The sequence below is a fragment of the Stenotrophomonas maltophilia group sp. Smal17 genome, assembly GCF_030237045.1.
GTDB classification, from domain to species: domain Bacteria; phylum Pseudomonadota; class Gammaproteobacteria; order Xanthomonadales; family Xanthomonadaceae; genus Stenotrophomonas; species Stenotrophomonas forensis.
Genome location: NZ_JASJSU010000001.1, coordinates 102,419 through 120,036 on the forward strand (window position 1 = coordinate 102,419; position 17,618 = coordinate 120,036).

A 17,618-nucleotide genomic window follows, 5' to 3' on the forward strand; every position below is an offset into this window, starting at 1 on the left:
TGCAGGATCGAAACCCAACATACCCGATGCGGACCCACTCGTGGATCTGGCCCACCAGCGTCGAGGCTTATTCAAGGTTGCAGGGTTGGGCGTGGTTGCCTGTGTTGTCGGACTGTTTGCGGGCTATTTGCTGCTGCCGAGATACTTCGACTTTCCCGAAGCGCTGACCGATCGGTTCGTGTTCTGGGCTCGCCTGCAGGTGTTTCTACTGATCTGGGTGGCGATGGGCGTCGGGGCGGTCTCCCGCGGCCGGCGGCGGTCGGCCCAGGATATTCGGGGCTCGGCCTATGGCCCACCCAGTCCGCGCGTGGCGATTCGGATCGCGTTCCTTCAGAACAGCCTGGAACAGGCCGTGCTCGCCAGCGGCGCCTACCTGGCGCTGATCACGCTGCTCGCGGGGCCAGCGCTTTCGCTCCTCGTCAGTGCTGCGGTGCTTTTTGGCATAGGACGAGTGACGTTTTTCCTCGGATACCAAAGGGGCGCGCCGGGCCGAGGCTTCGGATTTGTGCTGACGGTGCTTCCGACTTTGTTGGGCTATGCATGGGCCCTCTTTTTGATCACTCGGCAGTTGTTCGCGTAGTTGCAGTGGGCGAGCGGAGAGCACGCCATTTCGCGCGAGCGATCTTGCACATTGTCTCCTTGTTGCCCGCCGCCCACCTTCAGCGTTCCACGACTGCCGCTCTTCATGCCAACTTCCGTTGCTTCCATCCGTAGACGCCGAGGATGACGGCAATTGCGCTGTTGAGGATCGTGCCCGCGGCATTCCAAGCTGGAGTGGTAGTGATCCCGAAAGCTGCGAATGTGGTGCCAGAGAGCCACAAATAGGCATGGAAGAGCGTATGAAAGGTCTCAAACCCACAGAAGAATTTGGCAATCTCTTTCTTGCGGTCGATCATGGTCAATCTCCAAGTCGATTTACTCGCAATCAGCGACTTTACAAGGCCCCCAGAGCGGAATGCGATCATTAGCAGAGTGGCCATACCGTCGATGTGACGATACCGCCGAGCGGCCTGCCGGGTATCGCCGACTTCAAGAAAGCGAACTCGAGGATTTTTTTATGGTCTTTGGCTCCGGCAGCCAATATCAGACAGATGGATGGATACGTACCGGTTCCGGCCTGGCGCTGCCCTCCCGATCACCTCGGGCCAGGATAGTTCAACATTATTCCGTATTAGATTTAAGCGTCACTGGGCACGACCCGCTTCAAGGCGTATGTCGTTTCGCTCTACACCACAAAACGGTCCCAGTTGCCGTAATGCTCTTTGCTGCGCGTACCCCGCGGCAGGCTCAATGCGATGATGGCGAGTCCCACCAGCACGCCGTTCCATGTGGCGGGCATCGACGCTCCGCCGAGCATCCATGGCGCTACGAGCAGCCATGCGCCAAACCCGATGTTCACGAAACGTACCGGGCGTGCCACTTCGGCCATCGCGATCACGGCGGTGGTCACGATCAGCGCGCCGACCAGGTGGTCGCTGTCGGCCATGGGCGGCTCTGCGTCGAATGTCAGCCGCGTGACCATCAGCCATGCCCCTAATGTTGTGCTCACGAGCAGCGTCCAAGGCAGCGTGATGCCGCGAATCGCGGAGCGCGCCGCTTGCACGAGAGGCGCATCGAAATCGGGGTGCGCATCGCGGCCGTCGTAAGGCTGGGCGCCGCCCTGGAAGAACGTGCGCCAGAACGGTTCGCCGCGGCGCACGCTCTGCGCCAGAAACTGGCCCATCGCGATGAGTTCGTCGAGGCTGTACGGGATCATGATCAGCATCGCGATGCCGGCAAGCAGGCACAGCGTGCACCATGTGCCGATGACGATCGGCTGGATGATGATGAAGTAGATGCTGACGATGCCCAGAGGCACCACGAGGATGCCGAACATGGTCACCATCCAGGGCATGGTGCGCCAGCGTTGCCGGCCACCCATGGCGCCCATCAGGATCTCGAACAGATACGCGACCGCGCCAAGGCCAGCGTCGGCGATCGGCCAGGCCTTGGATACGTCCGAGGTAATGATCGTCTCGGTACCGTTCAGGCCATGCATGCCGGCGAAGAACGGTTCCCAGGCGCCTTCGATATGACCGAGCTGGTAGGCCGCCAGATGTCGCGAAATCAGGAATCCCACTGCACCCAACGCGATGATCGGCAGGCGCTGCAGGTACGTGGACGGCGAATAGGTCCAGCCGGGGGGCATGTCGGAGGAATCCATCATTCCCGCCATGCTCATGCCCGGCATCATCGGCACCAGGATGGAGAATGTGATCACCAGCGCACCCACCATCGTGTCGTTGGCATAGACCGCTTCACTCGGCGCCCACATCACCAGCGGGGCGAACAGCAGCCACGCACCGACCGCAGCATTGGCCCACTGCGCCCAAGCCAGCCGCGGCGTGAGCGACATCATCGAGAACAACATGATCAGCGCGCCGCTGAACAGGTCGCTGCGGGCCAGCCACTGGCTGCGCAGTGCCGATCCGACAGGCCGCGTTCCTGCGTCACGCGCCATATGGCATCGCTGAAGACAGTGTCACCGCCGAGGATGACCGGGCTGGTCATCAGCCACGCACCCAGCAGCAGGTTGAGGTAATGGACCCAGAGCAGGTTGAAGTGCAGCTTGCGCATGCCGGCCATATGCCCGCTCATGCCTTCGTCGCCGGTCTTCGTCGACATCGCCTCTCCGCACCGGCCTTCGGCGACCTTGCCCGTCGCGGTCATCGCGTTTCCGCATTTGCCTTCGGCAGTTTTGCCTGCCATTTCCTGTCCACATCGGCCCTCCATGGGTTTATCGGAGACCGTATCGTGACCGTCGGCGTATTCGCCTGGCTCATGCGTGGATGCAGCGGCCTGCGCCTCCACACCACGTGCAGCTACTTTGGAGGAATTGAGCTTGTTGGCGCGGTACCAGCCGACCGGATCGCGCTTGAGTTCGGCCACGATGGTCGGTAACGCCTCGAGCAAGCGGTGCCGCGGCGCCCATTCGAGCAGATCCAATGCGCGCGAAGTGTCGACTTCGTAGTGGTCATCGGAAATCTCGACCATCCAGGGCCGGATGAACGGTTCTTCGCGCAGCACCTGCGTTTCGATCCAGACCCCGGTCTGCGCCAGCGTCCTGGGTACCTCATGCGTCGTCCACGCTTCACCGTGGATCAGGCATCCGAGTTCGTGCTGCAGTCGATCGAAGCTCGGAGCATCCTGCTCGGCAAGCAGCAGTGGCAGCTCCGGCGGCAACTGCGCGCGCCGCTCGACGATGCGCACGAGCGCGTCGACCAGGTCGTCCAGATGCAGAAACGGCTGGCCGGTAGCAACGTCGCCGGGGTAGAAATGGCTCGACAGCTGGCGCTCGTAGATCCGGGCAATCTGCTGAGCGAGAAATGCCGAATGGCCGTGATCGTCGTATGCACCGGCTGGCCGAACGAGCACGATCGGAATATCGCCGTGCTGCTCCCGCAACAGCTGTTCGGTGCGGATCTTCGACGCCCGGTACGGGAACCTGGGATCCAACGGTGCATCTTCATTGATCGGCGCGCCCGGCGTGGTAGGCGTATGCACCAGCATCGTGCTGACGAATACGAACTGCTCTAGTTCGAAGTCCCCAAATGCGCGCAGCAGTCGCTCAGTGCCCCGGACGGTCACCGCCTCGTACAGCGGACTGGGTTCGCCGGAGAGATCGAAATAAGCGGCAAGGTGGATCACCGAGGCAATGCGGTCACCGTACGCCGTTCGCAGGCGTTCCATGCCGGCGGCCACGCTGGAATCGGAAGTCACGTCGACGCAGATGCATTCGGCGGCCGCCGGAGGATGTGTGGAAACACCGCGGTCGAAGCCCACGACCCGATACCGCTGCGCGAGCTTCTTGACCACCGCCGTACCGATGAAGCCACTGCTGCCAGTGACAACCACGACCTCTCGCTGCTCGTTGCTCATAATCGGTGCTCCATATCCTGGCAGCCAATGTGGTTGCCATTACGGACCCATGCCGTACGAGGCTGCGTGAAGCCCTCCCGTACGGCCGCGGCTAGCCAACACATCGGGCAACGTGTCGTCGCCTTTCGGGACGCGGGAAAACCACTCGACCGGCTTGTCCGCCACGATGCCCGCACCCGGCAGGTCGGAGCGCGCGACTTCCATGATGGTCCGAATCAGCGCGTCCGCCTTCGGCACCTCCACGTAGAACTCCATCTTGAGGTAATCGGACAGATGATCGCGCGATAGAAAATCGACGCCGTCGTGCTCGCCCATGCCGCGGACCTTGATCACGGTCATCCCGCGTATTCCCAGATCCCGGAGCGCACCTTCCGGCGCAGTCAGTACATCGGGCCTGACGATGGCAACCACATGTTTGAAGTTCATGCGAGTCTCCTCCGAAGCGAGGACCGAGAGGCAGCCACGCGCCGCCTCTCGGAATGATGCAATGGCCTATTTCATCGGCGTGATGCGGGTGATGGTGTTATCCGCGCCTTTGGACTCGAATTCGAATTCCACTTTCTGACCGGGCTTCGCCGACGCCAGTTGCTCCGGCGATGCCTTGAACGCCATGGTCATCGCCGGCCACGTCAATGCCTCGACCGGACCGTGGGCGATGGTGATCTTGCCGGCGGCGGCATCCACTGACTCGACGGTCCCCATCGCCAGGGCCATGGTCGCCGCCTGGGCATCACCGGCCATTTGCTTGTGCTCGGCTTCGGTCATCTGCATGTCGGCGGCGCTTGTGGTTGCGGTGGCCGATGTGTCGGCGGATGACGGCGCTTCATTCGGCATCGGCTGCTGCGTTGCCTCGGGCATGGGTTGATCTTCCGCGTTGCCGGGCTGTTGCGAACAGGCGGCCAGCAGGACGGTGAAAAACAGAACGGCTTGAAGTTTCATGTGGATCTCCTTTGGTTGGTTGAGCGGGATTTGAACAACACGCAGTGGCGGCACATTCGGCTGCCACGAAACGAAGAAGCGATTTCACTTGGGCGTGGCATCTCCCAGCGCAGGGAATACCTGGTCGTATCGGCGTGCCTTGCCTTGCACCAAACGAGCCTCGACGCAGCGTCCGGAGACCGACGTACCGATTTCCGCCTTACCGACACGGCGCTCGCGGAAGGTGGGCGCAAACTTCGGATTACCGAACTGCTCGCGCCGCACCAGTTGCACGGCCTGTCCGGCGCTGGGCGGGGTGTCTTTCGGGCCGGAGCACACCTGAAGATCACTGCCCGACACGGTCGAGACCGTGCCGAGCCGGTACGCCGGATTCAATGAGGTGCAGGCGCTCAGCAACCCGCCGACGATGGTGAGAAGAGCGATGACGAGAGAACGGTTCATGACGAATCTCCAACGCAAGGAGTGAGTGGACCCAACGCGCCACTCACGTCGCGGCGCCCGCCGGCGGCGCGGCGGACGAAGTTCGGGACAAGGTGCGACCACGCAGCAGGCGGTACGCGGCCGGAATGACCAGCATCGACAACAGGGGCGCGGTCACCATCCCCCCGATCATCGGTGCGGCGATGCGCTGCATGACTTCCGAGCCGGCACCCCCACCGATGAACAAGGGCAGCAGGCCGGCGAGGATCACCGCAACCGTCATCGCCTTCGGCCGCACGCGCAGCACCGCGCCTTCGCGGATCGCCGACTCCAGCGTCGCGAGAGTTTCCGGTTCGCCGGCAGCGAGGCGCTGCTCCCAAGCGTGGCGCAGGTACAGCAGCATGATCACGCCGAATTCGGCCGCCACGCCGGCCAGTGCGATGAAGCCGATCAAGGTCGCGATCGAGATGGCATGGCCCAGCATCCAGATCAGCCACAGCCCGCCGACCAGCGCCAGCGGCACGCTCAGCAGAATGATCGCTGCCTCGCTGAAACGTCGGAACACCAGGTAGATGAGCAGGAAGATGATTGCCAGTGCAGCCGGCACCACCCACTGCAAGCGGGCCAGTGCCCGCGCCAGGTATTCGTACTGGCCCGACCAGGCGATGCCGTAACCCGGCGGCAGCTGGATGTCCTTTGCCGTGCGCTGCTGCAGGTCCTTCACCACCGAACCGAGATCCCGGCTGGCAACGTCGACGAAAATGTAACCAACCAGGCGCCCGGCCTCGCTCTTGAGCATCGGCGGACCAGGCGTCAGCGTCAGGTCGGCCACTTGCCCCAACGTGAGTTGCACGCCCCCCGGAGCGACCAGCGGCAACTGCGCCAGCGCCGCCAGCGAATCGCGTTGCCCGCGCGGGTAGCGCACCACAATGGGATAGCGTTCGCGCCCCTCGATGGTTTCGCCGATGGGATCGCCACCGACCACCGTGGCGATGAGCTGCTGCAGGTGGGCCTGGCTCAAGCCATAGCGGGCCGCGACGTCCGGACGGATGCGGACATCGACGTAGCGACCGCCGGTCACGCGCTCGGCCAACGCGGAACTCACGCCGGGCACCGTTTTCGCCAAGCGTTCGAGTTTGTTGCTGATCTGCTCGATGACCCGGGTATCCGGCCCCGACACCTTGATGCCGATCGGGCTCTTGATGCCGGTGGCGAGCATGTCGATGCGGTTGCGGATCGGCGGCACCCACAGGTTCGTCAGGCCGGGGATCTTCACCGCGGCATCCAGCTCCTGACGCAGCTTCTCCGGCGTCATGCCGGGCCGCCATTGGTCGCGCGGCTTGAACGTCACCGTGGTTTCGAACATCTCGATCGGCGCCGGGTCGGTGGCCGTATCGGCGCGGCCGGCCTTGCCGAACACGTGCGCGACCTCGGGCACGGTCTTGATCATGCGATCGCTCAATTGCAGCAGCTGCCCGGATTTGCCCGCCGACAGGCCGGGTAGCGCCGTGGGCATATACAGCAGCGTGCCCTCATCGAGCGGCGGCATGAACTCGCTACCGATCCGTGCATAGGGAATGGCGGTGAGCAGCAGCAACACCCCACTCAAACCCAAGGTCAGCCGCGGATGCCGCAAGACCCAATCCAGCACCGGCCGGTAGCCGGCGATCAGCACGCGATTGATCGGGTTCGTCTGCTCGGGGCGGATGCGGCCGCGGATCAGGTAACCCATCAGCACCGGGATCAGCGTCACCGACAAACCGGCGGCGGCCGCCATCGCGTAGGTCTTGGTATAGGCCAGCGGCGAGAACAGCCGGCCCTCCTGGGCCTGCAGTGCGAACACCGGCACGAACGACAGGGTGATCACCAGCAGGCTGGCGAACAGCGCCGGACCGACTTCGCTGGCCGAGACGGCCATCAGTTCCCAGCGTTCCTCGCCCTCCGGGTCGCGCCCGTGGATTTCGCGCCAGTGTTCCAGGTGCTTGTGTGCGTTCTCGATCATCACCACCGCGGCGTCTACCATCGCGCCGATGGCGATGGCGATGCCGCCCAGCGACAGCAGGTTGGCGGTGATGCCCTGATAGCGCATCACGATGAAGGCCGCGAGCACACCCAGCGGCAGCGTGACCACTGCCACCAGTGCCGAGCGCAGGTGCCAGAGAAACAGCGCGCACACCAGCGCCACCACCAGGAACTCCTCGCCCAGCTTGTGAGTGAGGTTGCGCACCGCCTGATGGATCAGCTCGGAACGGTCGTAGACCGGCACGATCTCCACCCCTTTCGGCAAGCTGATCTGCAACTGCTTCAGCCGCGCCTTGACGTTCTCGATCGCGCTCAACGCGTCCTTACCGGTGCGCAACACAATCACGCCACCGGCCACTTCCCCTTCGCCGTCGAGTTCGGCGATGCCGCGCCGGAAGGTGGGACCGCGGGTGACCGTCGCGACCTCGCCGAGCAGGACCGGCACACCGGTGGCGGTGCTACTGATCGGTACGCGCTCGAACTCTTCGCGGCTGCGCAGATAGCCCTCGCTGCGCACCATCAACTCGGCTTCGCCCTGTTCGATCACCGAACCGCCGGTGGCACCGTTGGCGGCGTCGACCGCATCGATCACCTGTGCCACGGTGATGCCGCGGGCCGCCAACGCCTGCGGATCGGGCACGATCTGCCAGGCGCGCACCATGCCGCCGACGCTGGCGACTTCGGCCACGTCGGGCACGGTCTTCAACTCGTAGCGCAGGAACCAGTCCTGCAAGGCGCGCAATTGTCCGAGATCGTGCTGGCCGGTGCGGTCGACCAGCGCGTACTCGTAGATCCAGCCCAGGCCGGTAGCGTCGGGCCCGAGGGCAGGACTGACGTCCGCGGGCAAGCGGTCGCGCACCTGACTCAGATACTCCAGCACGCGCGAGCGCGCCCAGTACAGGTCGGTGTCGTCGTCGAACAGGACGTAGACGAAGGAATCGCCGAAGAACGAGAAGCCGCGCACGGCGGTGACGCCGGGCACCGACAGCATCGTCGTGGTCAGCGGATAGGTGACCTGGTCCTCGACGATGCGCGGCGTCTGGCCGGGCCATTCGGTACGGATGATGACCTGGGTGTCGGACAAATCCGGCAGCGCATCCAGCGGCGTGTGCAACATCGACCACAGGCCGGCGGCCGCGAGCAGCATGGCCGCCATCAGCACCAGGGCACGGTTGGCGATGGAAGCGCGGATCAGCCGGGCGATCATGGCTGCTCTCCCGCGCGTTCTTCGATCGGCTCAAGCCGTTCCACCGTCAGTCCCTTGGCGTCGGAGCGGACGAAAACGCGTACGCGGTCGCCAGCCTTGAGGCCCTTGGCCACGTCCGGATTCGCCAGCGGAAACGCCATCGTCATGCCCTGCATGTTCAATGTCGGGAACGGGTCGTGCTCGAGGGTGATCTTTCCGTCCGCGATGGCCTCGACGGTGGCCTCGGCTTCATGCAGAACCGCTTGGCCCGCGGCCCTGGACGTCTTGGCCGTTTCGAGACGTCCGAGCAACCCCGACAGGCTGGCCTCGGAGTCGATCAGGAACTGGCCGGATACGATCACGCGCTCGCCGCCCGTGAGTCCGGCGAGGATCTCGGTGCGGCCGCCGGCACTGCGCCCGGTGCGCACGCGTACCGGACGGAACCCGCCGTCCGCCTCCTGCACGATCACGCGGCTGTCCGTGCCGGTGGCGATCAGCGCCTCGGTCGGCACCAACGGCACCGGTGCGCCCCCTTCGGGCTGCACCGTCACCTCGGCAAACATGCCCGGCGCCAATACGCCGTCGGGATTGCGCAGCACGATGCGGGCCTGCTGCGTGCGGCTGGCCATATCGACTTGCGGCAATAGCGTCTCGACTTCGCCGCTGAAGGTCTGCCCCGGCACCGCGCTGACGACCGCCTCAACCGGTGTGCCCGGTCGCAACCGCGCCACGTCGGCCTGAGGAATCGCCGCCTCCAACCACAACGTGGCCGTGCCGTTGACGCGGAACAGGGGTGTGCCCGGCATTACCGCCTGGCCGTCGCGGGCCAGCACTTCGGTGACGACACCATCGTGCGGCGCGCTCAAGGTCACGCTGCCATCGCGGCCCAGGCCGCTGGGAACGCCGAGCACGCGCAGCCGTTGCTGCGCGGCCGATCGCAGTTCCCGCGCCGCTGTCGATTGCGCCTGCCGCAGCGCCTGCGCTTCGGCCAAGGCACTGCTCCAGCCCGGTGCCAACAGCGCCGCCAGCGGCTGACCCCGCGCGACCTTCGTGTACGGCGCCTTGACCCGCACCCGGCTCACCAGGCCTTCGGTCACCGCGCTGACCACGGCCTCCCGACGCAGATCCCAGGCCAGCGTGCCCGGCACGCGCACGGTGGCCGTCAGCCGGCCGACCTCGACCGCCTCGGTGCGGATGCCCACGCTCTGCCGCAGGCCCGGGTCGATGCTGATGCCACCACCGGCGACTTCGTCGGCGTACTTGGGCACCAGTTGCATGTCCATGAAGGGCGACTTGCCCGGCTTGTCGAAGTGCTGGTCCGGCACCATCGGGTCGTACCAGTACAGGACCTCGCGCTCGCCAGCTTCGGCCGCCGGCGCATCGGCCATCGCCATGTCGTGGCCGCTGCCACGTCGGGCCCACCAGTAGCCGCCGGCCAAACCGACCACCAATAGCGCGGCCGCAGCGGCGATCATCGCCACTCGGTTCATCGTGTAGGTCATGGTGAGGGTTCCTCTTCGGGCAGCAGGTAGGCCAGCGCTGCCCAGGCGCGGCCGAGGTCGCCCAGATGGCGGGCGTGTTCGAGGTGCAGTTCGATTTCGTCGCGGCGCGCTTCCAGCCACGGTTGCAGGCCGGCGCCGGCGGCATAGGCGGCCAGCGCCGTCTGCGCGCGGTCATGGGCCAGCGGGAGGGATTCGGTTTCCTTGCGGGCGACTTGCCGCTTGAGTCCTTCCCATTCAGCCAGGGCCTTGCGCACGCGTTCGGCCTGCGCACGACGGGCGTCCTCGCGCTCGGCGGCCACCGCGTCCAACTCGGCCCGCCGCGCGGCCACGCCGCGATCCTGCCGATCACGCGTGAACAGCGGCAGGTCGATCGCGAACTCGACCATCAGCATGTCGCTGCGTGGCACGCCTTCGGGCGTGCGCTCGCGCTGCCCGTAGGTCACGCCGAGGCTCCAGTCCGGCCGCTTCTCGGCGATGGCGGCGGACACTTCGGCCTCGGCCATCGCTTCGCGCGAGTGCCACGGCAGCAGCGGCCCCTGCCGATCGATCGAGGCCAGCAGCGCGGCCGGGGCGACCGGCAGTCCCGTCAGTTCCGGTGGTGCGCCCTCGATGCGCAGCGCTGCCGGGTCTTCGCCCAGCCAGCGCGCCAAGCCGGCACGCGCGGCTTCCAGCGACGCCTCGGCGGCGTCGATGCGGTTCTCCAGTTCAAGCGCGGCATTTCGCGTCGCCATCGCATCGACAGCCGAACCGGTGCCGCCGGCGAGCCGTGCCTTGACGGCGCGGACGGCGACGTCGGCCGGCTCCCGCAGCGCTTGCAACGCCGCGACTTCCCGTTGTGCCGCCCACAGGGCGATCCAGGCTTGCGCCACGGCCTGACGCACGGCGAGTCGTTCGGCTACCGACAGCGCCTGCGCCTGTTCGACGGTGCGGTCGGCCACCGCCTGACGCGCCTGGCGCTTGGCACGGGCTGGGAATTCCTGCATCACGCCGACCTGCTTCATGGTCATGTCGTCGGTGCGGAAGTCGAACGCGTCCGCGCCGGTGACTGGCCAATTGGCAAGGCCCAGTTTCAGCTGGGGATCGGGCAAGGCGGCTGCGCGGGCCGCTTCTTCGCGACCCGCCGTCACTTGCGACTGGCGCGCCTGAAGCATCGGGGCGCGCTCGGCCGCGATGCGCAGTGCATCGTCAAAGGACAGATCGGTCGCCGCGGACCAACCGGGAACAAGAACCAAGCCGAGGGCGAGCCACCACGCGGTAGGCCGACGACGGTTGCCGCACCAGCGGCGCAATGGAAAGAAAAGAGACATGAGACCTCCGAACACGCAACGACGAGCGCGCCGCCGGCATCGGCAGCGCGAGAACGGGTCGCGGTCGGGGTCTAGATCTGCAGGCTACAGAAGCGCTGCGCCGGCGGTGGGTCGGACCGGCAGGTGGGCACGTCTTCGTAGTACTGGGCTTCCACCGGCGGCAGCAAGGCCGAGCTCAAAGCGAAGTGCAACGGTGGCAGGGCCAGCGGAGGCACTTGTGGCGCCTTTGCGTCCGGGCTGGTGACGTGGTCGCGCTGGCAGTGCTGATCGCACAGCGCCGGCGCCTGCGGATCGGGCATCTCCATGCCTTCGCAGCCAGCCATGACCATCTGAGGCGCCGGGGGCGTTTCGCTGACGGGGCACGCATAAGCGGCCAGCGCGACCTGCTGGAACAACAGCGCCAGCAATGCCAGCCAGGCAAAGCGCAGGCGGAGCGAACGGGTCCGGAATGCACGCAGCTTCATCGGTGACCCTCGCAATGCAACGCGGCAACAACCCGAGCAAACGAGCGCTGGTTACGCGTGACAGGGGCCAAGGAAGAGAGCATTGCCAAGTGAGCATAACGCTGCGGACTGCTGCTTGGAAGCGCGGCGCATTCCGGAAGTTCCCGGGGATTGGGTGGTTTCGTACTGCGTGACGTCTGTCTGACGCGTCGGGCGGAGCCTGAGGCGGGATAAACCACTATTATCCCGCTTTAATTTGTGGCTCTCTTTTCGGCCATTCTCCGGTTTGAACGGTACGTAATTACGTGGTATGTAATACGTTACGAAATAGTCTGGGAGGCGGCCATGGCCCGCGGCGGGTTGTACAAGAGCGAGGTACAGAAGGCCCGCGACACCCTGCGGGCGCAAGGCAAGCACCCGTCGGTCGACGCGGTGCGGGTGGCACTGGGTAACACCGGCTCCAAGACCACCATCCACCGCTACCTCAAGGAACTGGACGAAGAAGAGGGCCAGGGACTCGGCGCCAAGGTGGCGATCAGCGATGCCCTGCAGGATCTGGTCGGTCGGCTCGCGGCGCGGCTGCACGAAGAAGCCGAGGCGGTGATCACCGAAGCTCAGCAGCGCTTGGCGGCGCAGTTGCAGGAGCGCAGCGACGCGTTGGAACGGGCCCGGCAGGAAGCGACCGCGCTGCGCGACCAGTTGCAGCGGACCGAAACGGCCTTGCACGACGCGCGGAGCGCCCATGCTTCGGACCGGCAGGCGTTGGCCGAGCGGATTACCGAAGTCGCCCAGCTCGGCGAGCGCATCACCGGACTGACCGCCCGCCTTGCCGAGCACGAGGCCCACGTGCAGTCGCTGGAAGAGAAGCACACCCACGCCCGCGAGGGGCTGGAGCACTACCGGACCTCAGTCAAAGAACAACGCGAGCAGGAACAGCGCCGCCACGAGCACCAGGTGCAAGAGCTGCAGGTGGCGCTGCGCCAGGCCAACGAGGCGCTGACCGCCAAGAACCACGAACTCCTGCAGCTCAACCGCGACAACGGCCAGTGGCTGGAGCGCCACGGGCGCTTGGAGCGAGAACTGGCCGATGCCCGCCGCGGCATCGAGGTCCAGCAGAAGGAATTGGATGCCTTGCGGCTGACGGCCGCAGAGCATCAGGCGCTGAAGGGACGGTGGGCCGAAGACGTACAGGCCTTAGAGGCTGCGCGGGTCGAACTGACCAGCGCTCGTGCCGAAGCGACCAAAGAACGGGAACGTCGCGAGCAAGCCGAAGCTGACGCCTTGCGCGCCGGTGTGCGTCTGGAAACACTGGAGCAGCTACTGGCGCAGCTGAAACCCGAACAGGCTGTTGCCGACACGGCATTCGCCGGGAAAGGGCGTGATCGTGGGTAAAGACCACGCGAAGCGTTTTTAATCCGGCAACCACATGATTCCACAAAGGAAATCGGATTCTATGGGGCATTTTTACACGTATCTCGGCTGAACCCCGCGAAGGCTCGCAAGACCTTGCTGCTGACTGGCACGCTGATGGGCGGCTACGGTGATGATCTTTTTCACCTGCTGTTCCGAGCCCTTCCGGGGCGGATGATCGAAGACGGCTACCGCCCGACCACGAGCGGCAGCATGACCTCGGCTGCGATGGCGTTCATGCGCGATCACGGGGTGTTGAAGGACATCTACTCCGAGAGCACCGGCACGGCGCACAAGACGGCCAAGGGCACCAAGGTATCGGTGCGCACGGTCAAGGCCCCGGGCTTCGGCCCCAAGGGCGTCTTGCGCTGCATCCTGCCATTCACGATCTTCCTCAAGCTCAAGGACATCGGCGGCAACGTCCTGCCGCCGTATGACGAGGAGTTCCGTGAAGTCGCGATGGACACGGCGCAAGCCGCGGCCTACCGCGATCTGGCGGGTCGGCTGACCGCCGAGCTGAAACAGGCTCTGGCGCGACGCGATACGACCTTGCTGGGTGTGGTCCTCAACGTGCTGCTGGCCTGGCCGGATTGCTGCTTCCGGTCGGAGACCGTGGTGCATCCGCGCACGCGCAACACCTTGGCGTTTGTCCCGGCTCAGTTCAACGAGTTCGAGATCAGCCCCAAGGAGCGTGAGCTGATCGACATCTGCAAAGAGGAGAAGGCGCAGGGCCGCAAGGTCCTGGCCTACACGGTCTATACCGGCACGCGCGACACCACGTCGCGCCTGAAGGTGTTGCTGGAGCAGGAAGGCTTCAAGGTGGCGGTGCTGCGCGCGAGCGTGGATGCCAGCCGCCGCGAAGACTGGATCGCCGAGCAACTGGACCGTGGCATCGACGTGCTCATCACCAACCCCGAGTTGGTCAAGACGGGGCTGGACCTGTTGGAGTTCCCGACGATCGTGTTCATGCAGTCGGGCTACAACGTGTACTCGCTCCAGCAGGCGGCACGCCGCTCCTGGCGCATCGGGCAGAAGCAGCCCGTGCGTGTGATCTACCTCGGCTACGCCGGTTCCTCGCAGATGACCTGCCTGGAGCTGATGGCCAAGAAGATCATGGTCTCGCAGTCCACCTCGGGCGACGTGCCCGAATCCGGGCTCGATGTCCTGAACCAGGACGGTGATTCCGTCGAGGTCGCACTGGCCCGGCAGCTTGTCGCCGCATGACACGTTCCACTTACGGCCCTTCGGGGCCGTTTTTTTTGCCGCTCCCGGTAAATCGGACGCTGCCTGGTTCGCATTGTTTGCTGCCGCTCGCGGCCTGAGCGGCGATGGTGAGGGCTGGATGTTTCAGGACGCCGAGCTATGTGCCCCTCTCCACCGTGGTTTCACTATCCCGAACGCCGCCTTCTGGCGGGATTTCTCGGCCTGCTGTGGTCGGTGCTGGCCGGTGGCTGCGCGACGACGACTGCGCCGGTCGCGCCCGACACCATCGCGGAAGTCTTGGCCGCGCCTGAACCCGAGGCTTCCGAGTACATCCCGGTCGTGCGCTACGCCCGCTACACACTGGTCGAACTGGCACCCATGGCGGCGCAGCGCGACCTGTTGTTGCAGACCATCGACGTGTCCATGCCCGAGGATGCCCGCGCCACGGTCGGGGATGGGCTTCGGCACGTGCTCAAACGCAGCGGCTATGGCCTGTGCCAGACCGCGCATGCCGTGATCGAGCTGTACGCGCTGCCGTTGCCGGCGGTACACCTGCACCTCGGCCCCATGACCTTGCGCGATGCGCTGCTCACGCTGGCTGGCCCGGCCTGGGAACTGCACGCGGATGACCGCGCACGGCAAATCTGCTTCGAGCGGCCCGGCGATCGCGCGGTCGCCGAGTCCCCATCCGAGCCACCCGCCACCGAGGCGGTGCAGACGTTCCCGCTGGCACCCATGGTTTCGGGAGGCCAGCCATGAACGCCCCGCAACCTGCCCAGCGATCGACCGCCGCCGTGGTGGTGCAGAGCCTGATGTGGCTCTGGTTGATCTTCCTCAGCGTCTTGGCGGCCCTGGGCTACCAGGCCCTCAGCGACCAGGCCGACCAGGAGCGGCTGGATTCCCGCCTGCAACGCCTGGAAGCGCAGGCAACTGGCTTGGCCGAGACGATCGAGGCCATCCAGCAGCGCCCGGCCGTCGCGACGGACGCTGACCTCAAAGACACCCGCCAGATTCTGGAAGCACGCGCGGCCCAGGTCGAGAAATCTCTCAGTGGCTACGCAGCGGCCGACGACCTCCAGGCGCTGCGCGCGGAGGTCGAGCAGATCAAGGCGCGCCAAGCCGCCGCGCGTGCCACCGCACCCGCCCAGCGGCGCGCATCGCGCACGTCCGCCGCCTCCAAGACCGAGCTGCCGCCGCTGCCATTCCGCGTCGTCGGCGCCGAACTGCGCGCCGGCCAGCGCAGCGTGTCCGTCGCGCCGAGCATCGGGGACTTCACGCCCGCCCAACTTCAGGTGCTGCTGCCCGGGGATGCGGTCGGCCCGTGGCGCCTGCAGGCGATCGAGGGCAACACCGCAGTGTTCCAGGCCGGCAACCAGACCCGCCGCGTGGCGATTCCCTGACCGGAGCACCCCATGAAGCCGTCGATCCTCCTTTTCGCGGTCCTGGTGGCGTCGTCGCAATGGCCCGCCTGGGCGCAGCAGCCCGCAACGACCTCGGCGCGCAACGCACAGAGCCAGGAGCGCCCGCTGGCCGCCCGCGTGCTGGACGACCGGGTGGCAACCGAATGGGGCTTGCAGCCACAAGAATGGGCACGCTACCGCGAGCTGATGGATGGGCCGCTGGGTATCTACTCGCCCAACCTGGACCCGCTGTCCGCCCTGGGCATCGAAGCTCGCACGGACGAAGAACGGCGCCGCTATGCGGAACTGCAGGTGCAGGTGGAAGCGCGCCGCGTCGAGAAGCTGCTCGCCTACCAGCGCGCCTACGACGAGGCCTGGCAGCGCCTGAATCCGGGGATGCAGCGCGTGAACCTGCCCGACGACAAGCCGGGCGCCGGCCCATCCAGCAGTCCCTTGCGCGGCAGCGGCCGCATGGCGGTGTTCGTCAAGGACGGCTGCGCAGCCTGCGGACAGCTCGTGCAGCGCCTGCAATCCTCGGGCGCGGAGTTCGACCTGTACATGGTGGGCAGCCGCCAGGATGACGCGCGCATCCGCGACTGGGCCAAGCGCGCGCAGATCGACCCGGCGCGCGTGCGCGCCGGCAGCATCACGCTCAACCACGACGGCGGCCGCTGGCTGTCACTGGGCCTGCCCGGCGATCTGCCCGCCGCCGTGCGCGAAGTGAACGGCCAATGGCAGCGCCAGCCGTAGCCATGCCCCTGCGCGCACTGGTGCTCACTGCCGGCCTGTATGCCGTTGCCGCCCTGGCCCAGGAGGTTCCGCCACCGGCTTACCAGCTTGCCGCCCAGCGCGCAGGCATCCCCTCGACCGTGCTCTACGCCGTGGCCTTGCAGGAGAGCGGCATCCGGCGCAACGGGCGCCTGGTGCCGTGGCCGTGGTCCCTCAACGTCGCCGGCCAGTCGCGCCGCTTCGCCACGCGCGCCGACGCCTGCGCTGGCCTGCAGCAGGCGATGCGCGCCACGCCGCACACGCGCATTGATGCGGGCCTGGGCCAGATCAACCTCGGCTACCACAAGCACCGCTTTACCGGCGCGTGCGACCTGCTGGATCCGTATCGCAACCTGGCCGTTGCCGCCGAGATCCTGAAGGAGCAGCACACCCCCGGCGAGGACTGGCTGCTGGCGATCGGCCGCTACCACCGCCCCGCAGGCGGCGAGCCCGCCGCCCGCTATCGGCGCAGCGTGTCGCGCCACCTTGCCCGCGTGCAGGGCACGCGACCAGCCGCCGCGGTCCTCGCGGCGCGCCAGGAGACCTCACCATGACGAAACCCCATCCCGCCCATCTCGCGTTCACGGGCCTACTCATGCTGCTGTCAGGCCTGCCGCTGGCCTCGCGTGCCGGCGAGCCACTGATCGTTGTCGAGGACCGTGGCGGCACGTCGGCATTGCCGTACTACGAAGCCCTGAATCTCCAGCCGCGCGCCAACGCACCGGCGCGGCCGTCCATCCCGACGCCCCAGGTTCCTGCCACACGGGCGGACGAAGCCGCGATGCTGCCGGTGCGCAGCGCCAAGCTCACGCCCGGCACCGTCGCGCGACGGGTGATCGAAGCGCCCGGCCTGCGGCCGTTCGTGGTCATCGGCGACGACGAGGCTTCCCGGGCCTGGTTGCAGCGCCGCGCCGCCGCTTTGCGCGAACGTGGCGCGGTCGGCCTGGTCGTCAACGTCGAGACCGCGCAGGGCCTGGCGCGGCTGCGCGCCCTGGTGCCGGGCGTGCCGCTCGCGCCCGTGGCCGGCGACGACCTGGCCGATCGCCTGGGCCTGCGGCACTACCCGGCGCTGATCACGGCCACCGGCATCGAGCAATGAA

At 66.4% G+C, this 17,618-nt stretch carries 17 protein-coding genes and 1 pseudogene; 8 read left to right on the plus strand and 10 right to left on the minus strand.

Going from position 1 to position 17,618, the window contains the following annotated elements:
- Positions 1 to 40: 40 nt before the first annotated feature.
- On the plus strand, positions 41 to 580 hold the full coding sequence (locus tag QRO93_RS00585; RefSeq protein WP_197596970.1) for an MAPEG family protein: 540 nt from the start codon (positions 41 to 43) through the stop codon (positions 578 to 580).
- 103 nt (positions 581 to 683) lie between these two features.
- Here QRO93_RS00585 and QRO93_RS00590 read toward each other — a convergent pair whose 3' ends face one another.
- The 10 genes from QRO93_RS00590 to QRO93_RS00635 all read right to left on the minus strand — a co-directional run bounded on the left by QRO93_RS00590 (position 684) and on the right by QRO93_RS00635 (position 11,758).
- The gene (locus tag QRO93_RS00590) at positions 684 to 896 is read right to left on the minus strand and encodes a hypothetical protein (protein WP_049420837.1); all 213 of its coding nucleotides are present in this window, start codon (positions 894 to 896) and stop codon (positions 684 to 686) included.
- Between the two features lie 329 nt (positions 897 to 1,225).
- Positions 1,226 to 2,500 carry a vitamin K epoxide reductase family protein gene (locus QRO93_RS00595; RefSeq protein WP_197596969.1) on the minus strand — a complete coding sequence of 425 codons (1,275 nt, stop codon included), beginning with the start codon at positions 2,498 to 2,500 and terminating at the stop codon, positions 1,226 to 1,228.
- Positions 2,413 to 3,918 carry an NAD-dependent epimerase/dehydratase family protein gene (locus QRO93_RS00600; protein ID WP_230548501.1) on the minus strand — a complete coding sequence of 502 codons (1,506 nt, stop codon included), beginning with the start codon at positions 3,916 to 3,918 and terminating at the stop codon, positions 2,413 to 2,415. Before QRO93_RS00600 ends, QRO93_RS00595 begins: the two co-directional genes overlap by 88 nt.
- 39 nt (positions 3,919 to 3,957) lie before the next feature.
- Entirely contained in the window at positions 3,958 to 4,344 is a 387-nt protein-coding gene (locus tag QRO93_RS00605) for a P-II family nitrogen regulator (RefSeq protein ID WP_049420838.1), read from the minus strand.
- Between the two features lie 66 nt (positions 4,345 to 4,410).
- Complete coding sequence (locus QRO93_RS00610; protein WP_234368019.1) at positions 4,411 to 4,857, minus strand: copper-binding protein; 447 nt, start codon at positions 4,855 to 4,857, stop codon at positions 4,411 to 4,413.
- An 84-nt stretch (positions 4,858 to 4,941) separates the two neighbouring features.
- Positions 4,942 to 5,298 carry a hypothetical protein gene (locus QRO93_RS00615; RefSeq protein WP_046430565.1) on the minus strand — a complete coding sequence of 119 codons (357 nt, stop codon included), beginning with the start codon at positions 5,296 to 5,298 and terminating at the stop codon, positions 4,942 to 4,944.
- 43 nt (positions 5,299 to 5,341) lie between these two features.
- A complete protein-coding gene (locus QRO93_RS00620; RefSeq protein ID WP_107379587.1) occupies positions 5,342 to 8,506 on the minus strand; it encodes an efflux RND transporter permease subunit in 3,165 nt (1,054 codons plus the stop codon).
- Positions 8,503 to 9,987 (minus strand): efflux RND transporter periplasmic adaptor subunit, encoded by a 1,485-nt coding sequence (locus QRO93_RS00625; RefSeq protein WP_162622043.1) that lies wholly within the window; start codon positions 9,985 to 9,987, stop codon positions 8,503 to 8,505. The genes QRO93_RS00620 and QRO93_RS00625 overlap by 4 nt, the downstream gene beginning before the upstream one ends.
- Positions 9,984 to 11,309: a TolC family protein gene (locus tag QRO93_RS00630; protein ID WP_239496570.1), complete on the minus strand. Its 1,326-nt coding sequence runs from the start codon at positions 11,307 to 11,309 to the stop codon at positions 9,984 to 9,986. The genes QRO93_RS00625 and QRO93_RS00630 overlap by 4 nt, the downstream gene beginning before the upstream one ends.
- A gap of 56 nt (positions 11,310 to 11,365) precedes the next feature.
- A complete protein-coding gene (locus QRO93_RS00635) occupies positions 11,366 to 11,758 on the minus strand; it encodes a hypothetical protein (RefSeq protein WP_180878745.1) in 393 nt (130 codons plus the stop codon).
- Positions 11,759 to 12,082: 324 nt separating this feature from the next.
- On the opposite strand from QRO93_RS00635, the gene QRO93_RS00640 reads away from it, so the two are divergent.
- From QRO93_RS00640 to QRO93_RS00670, 7 genes and pseudogenes are all read left to right on the plus strand, one after another.
- A complete protein-coding gene (locus QRO93_RS00640; RefSeq protein ID WP_107431706.1) occupies positions 12,083 to 13,129 on the plus strand; it encodes a DNA-binding protein in 1,047 nt (348 codons plus the stop codon).
- A gap of 96 nt (positions 13,130 to 13,225) precedes the next feature.
- Positions 13,226 to 14,371, plus strand: a pseudogene (locus QRO93_RS00645) (helicase-related protein); the annotation flags it as partial.
- Between the two features lie 138 nt (positions 14,372 to 14,509).
- Positions 14,510 to 15,109, plus strand: a complete 600-nt coding sequence (locus tag QRO93_RS00650) for a PilL N-terminal domain-containing protein (RefSeq protein ID WP_003098890.1) — start codon at positions 14,510 to 14,512, stop codon at positions 15,107 to 15,109.
- Positions 15,106 to 15,750: a hypothetical protein gene (locus QRO93_RS00655; RefSeq protein WP_003098888.1), complete on the plus strand. Its 645-nt coding sequence runs from the start codon at positions 15,106 to 15,108 to the stop codon at positions 15,748 to 15,750. The genes QRO93_RS00650 and QRO93_RS00655 overlap by 4 nt, the downstream gene beginning before the upstream one ends.
- Before the next feature lie 12 nt (positions 15,751 to 15,762).
- The gene (locus QRO93_RS00660; protein WP_003098886.1) at positions 15,763 to 16,500 is read left to right on the plus strand and encodes a TIGR03759 family integrating conjugative element protein; all 738 of its coding nucleotides are present in this window, start codon (positions 15,763 to 15,765) and stop codon (positions 16,498 to 16,500) included.
- Positions 16,482 to 17,072 carry a transglycosylase SLT domain-containing protein gene (locus QRO93_RS00665; RefSeq protein WP_003109780.1) on the plus strand — a complete coding sequence of 197 codons (591 nt, stop codon included), beginning with the start codon at positions 16,482 to 16,484 and terminating at the stop codon, positions 17,070 to 17,072. Before QRO93_RS00660 ends, QRO93_RS00665 begins: the two co-directional genes overlap by 19 nt.
- Positions 17,069 to 17,617, plus strand: a complete 549-nt coding sequence (locus tag QRO93_RS00670) for an integrating conjugative element protein (RefSeq protein WP_003109779.1) — start codon at positions 17,069 to 17,071, stop codon at positions 17,615 to 17,617. The genes QRO93_RS00665 and QRO93_RS00670 overlap by 4 nt, the downstream gene beginning before the upstream one ends.
- Position 17,618: the final 1 nt, after the last annotated feature.

Coding starts and splice junctions, on each gene's coding strand:
- QRO93_RS00590 (WP_049420837.1), bottom strand. CDS start 896: ATGATCGACCGCAAGAAAGAGATTGCCAAATTCTTCTGTGGGTTTGAG.
- QRO93_RS00595 (WP_197596969.1), bottom strand. CDS start 2,500: ATGGCGCGTGACGCAGGAACGCGGCCTGTCGGATCGGCACTGCGCAGC.
- QRO93_RS00600 (WP_230548501.1), bottom strand. CDS start 3,918: ATGAGCAACGAGCAGCGAGAGGTCGTGGTTGTCACTGGCAGCAGTGGC.
- QRO93_RS00605 (WP_049420838.1), bottom strand. CDS start 4,344: ATGAACTTCAAACATGTGGTTGCCATCGTCAGGCCCGATGTACTGACT.
- QRO93_RS00610 (WP_234368019.1), bottom strand. CDS start 4,857: ATGAAACTTCAAGCCGTTCTGTTTTTCACCGTCCTGCTGGCCGCCTGT.
- QRO93_RS00615 (WP_046430565.1), bottom strand. CDS start 5,298: ATGAACCGTTCTCTCGTCATCGCTCTTCTCACCATCGTCGGCGGGTTG.
- QRO93_RS00620 (WP_107379587.1), bottom strand. CDS start 8,506: ATGATCGCCCGGCTGATCCGCGCTTCCATCGCCAACCGTGCCCTGGTG.
- QRO93_RS00625 (WP_162622043.1), bottom strand. CDS start 9,987: ATGACCTACACGATGAACCGAGTGGCGATGATCGCCGCTGCGGCCGCG.
- QRO93_RS00635 (WP_180878745.1), bottom strand. CDS start 11,758: ATGAAGCTGCGTGCATTCCGGACCCGTTCGCTCCGCCTGCGCTTTGCC.
- QRO93_RS00640 (WP_107431706.1), top strand. CDS start 12,083: ATGGCCCGCGGCGGGTTGTACAAGAGCGAGGTACAGAAGGCCCGCGAC.
- QRO93_RS00650 (WP_003098890.1), top strand. CDS start 14,510: ATGTGCCCCTCTCCACCGTGGTTTCACTATCCCGAACGCCGCCTTCTG.
- QRO93_RS00655 (WP_003098888.1), top strand. CDS start 15,106: ATGAACGCCCCGCAACCTGCCCAGCGATCGACCGCCGCCGTGGTGGTG.
- QRO93_RS00660 (WP_003098886.1), top strand. CDS start 15,763: ATGAAGCCGTCGATCCTCCTTTTCGCGGTCCTGGTGGCGTCGTCGCAA.
- QRO93_RS00665 (WP_003109780.1), top strand. CDS start 16,482: ATGGCAGCGCCAGCCGTAGCCATGCCCCTGCGCGCACTGGTGCTCACT.
- QRO93_RS00670 (WP_003109779.1), top strand. CDS start 17,069: ATGACGAAACCCCATCCCGCCCATCTCGCGTTCACGGGCCTACTCATG.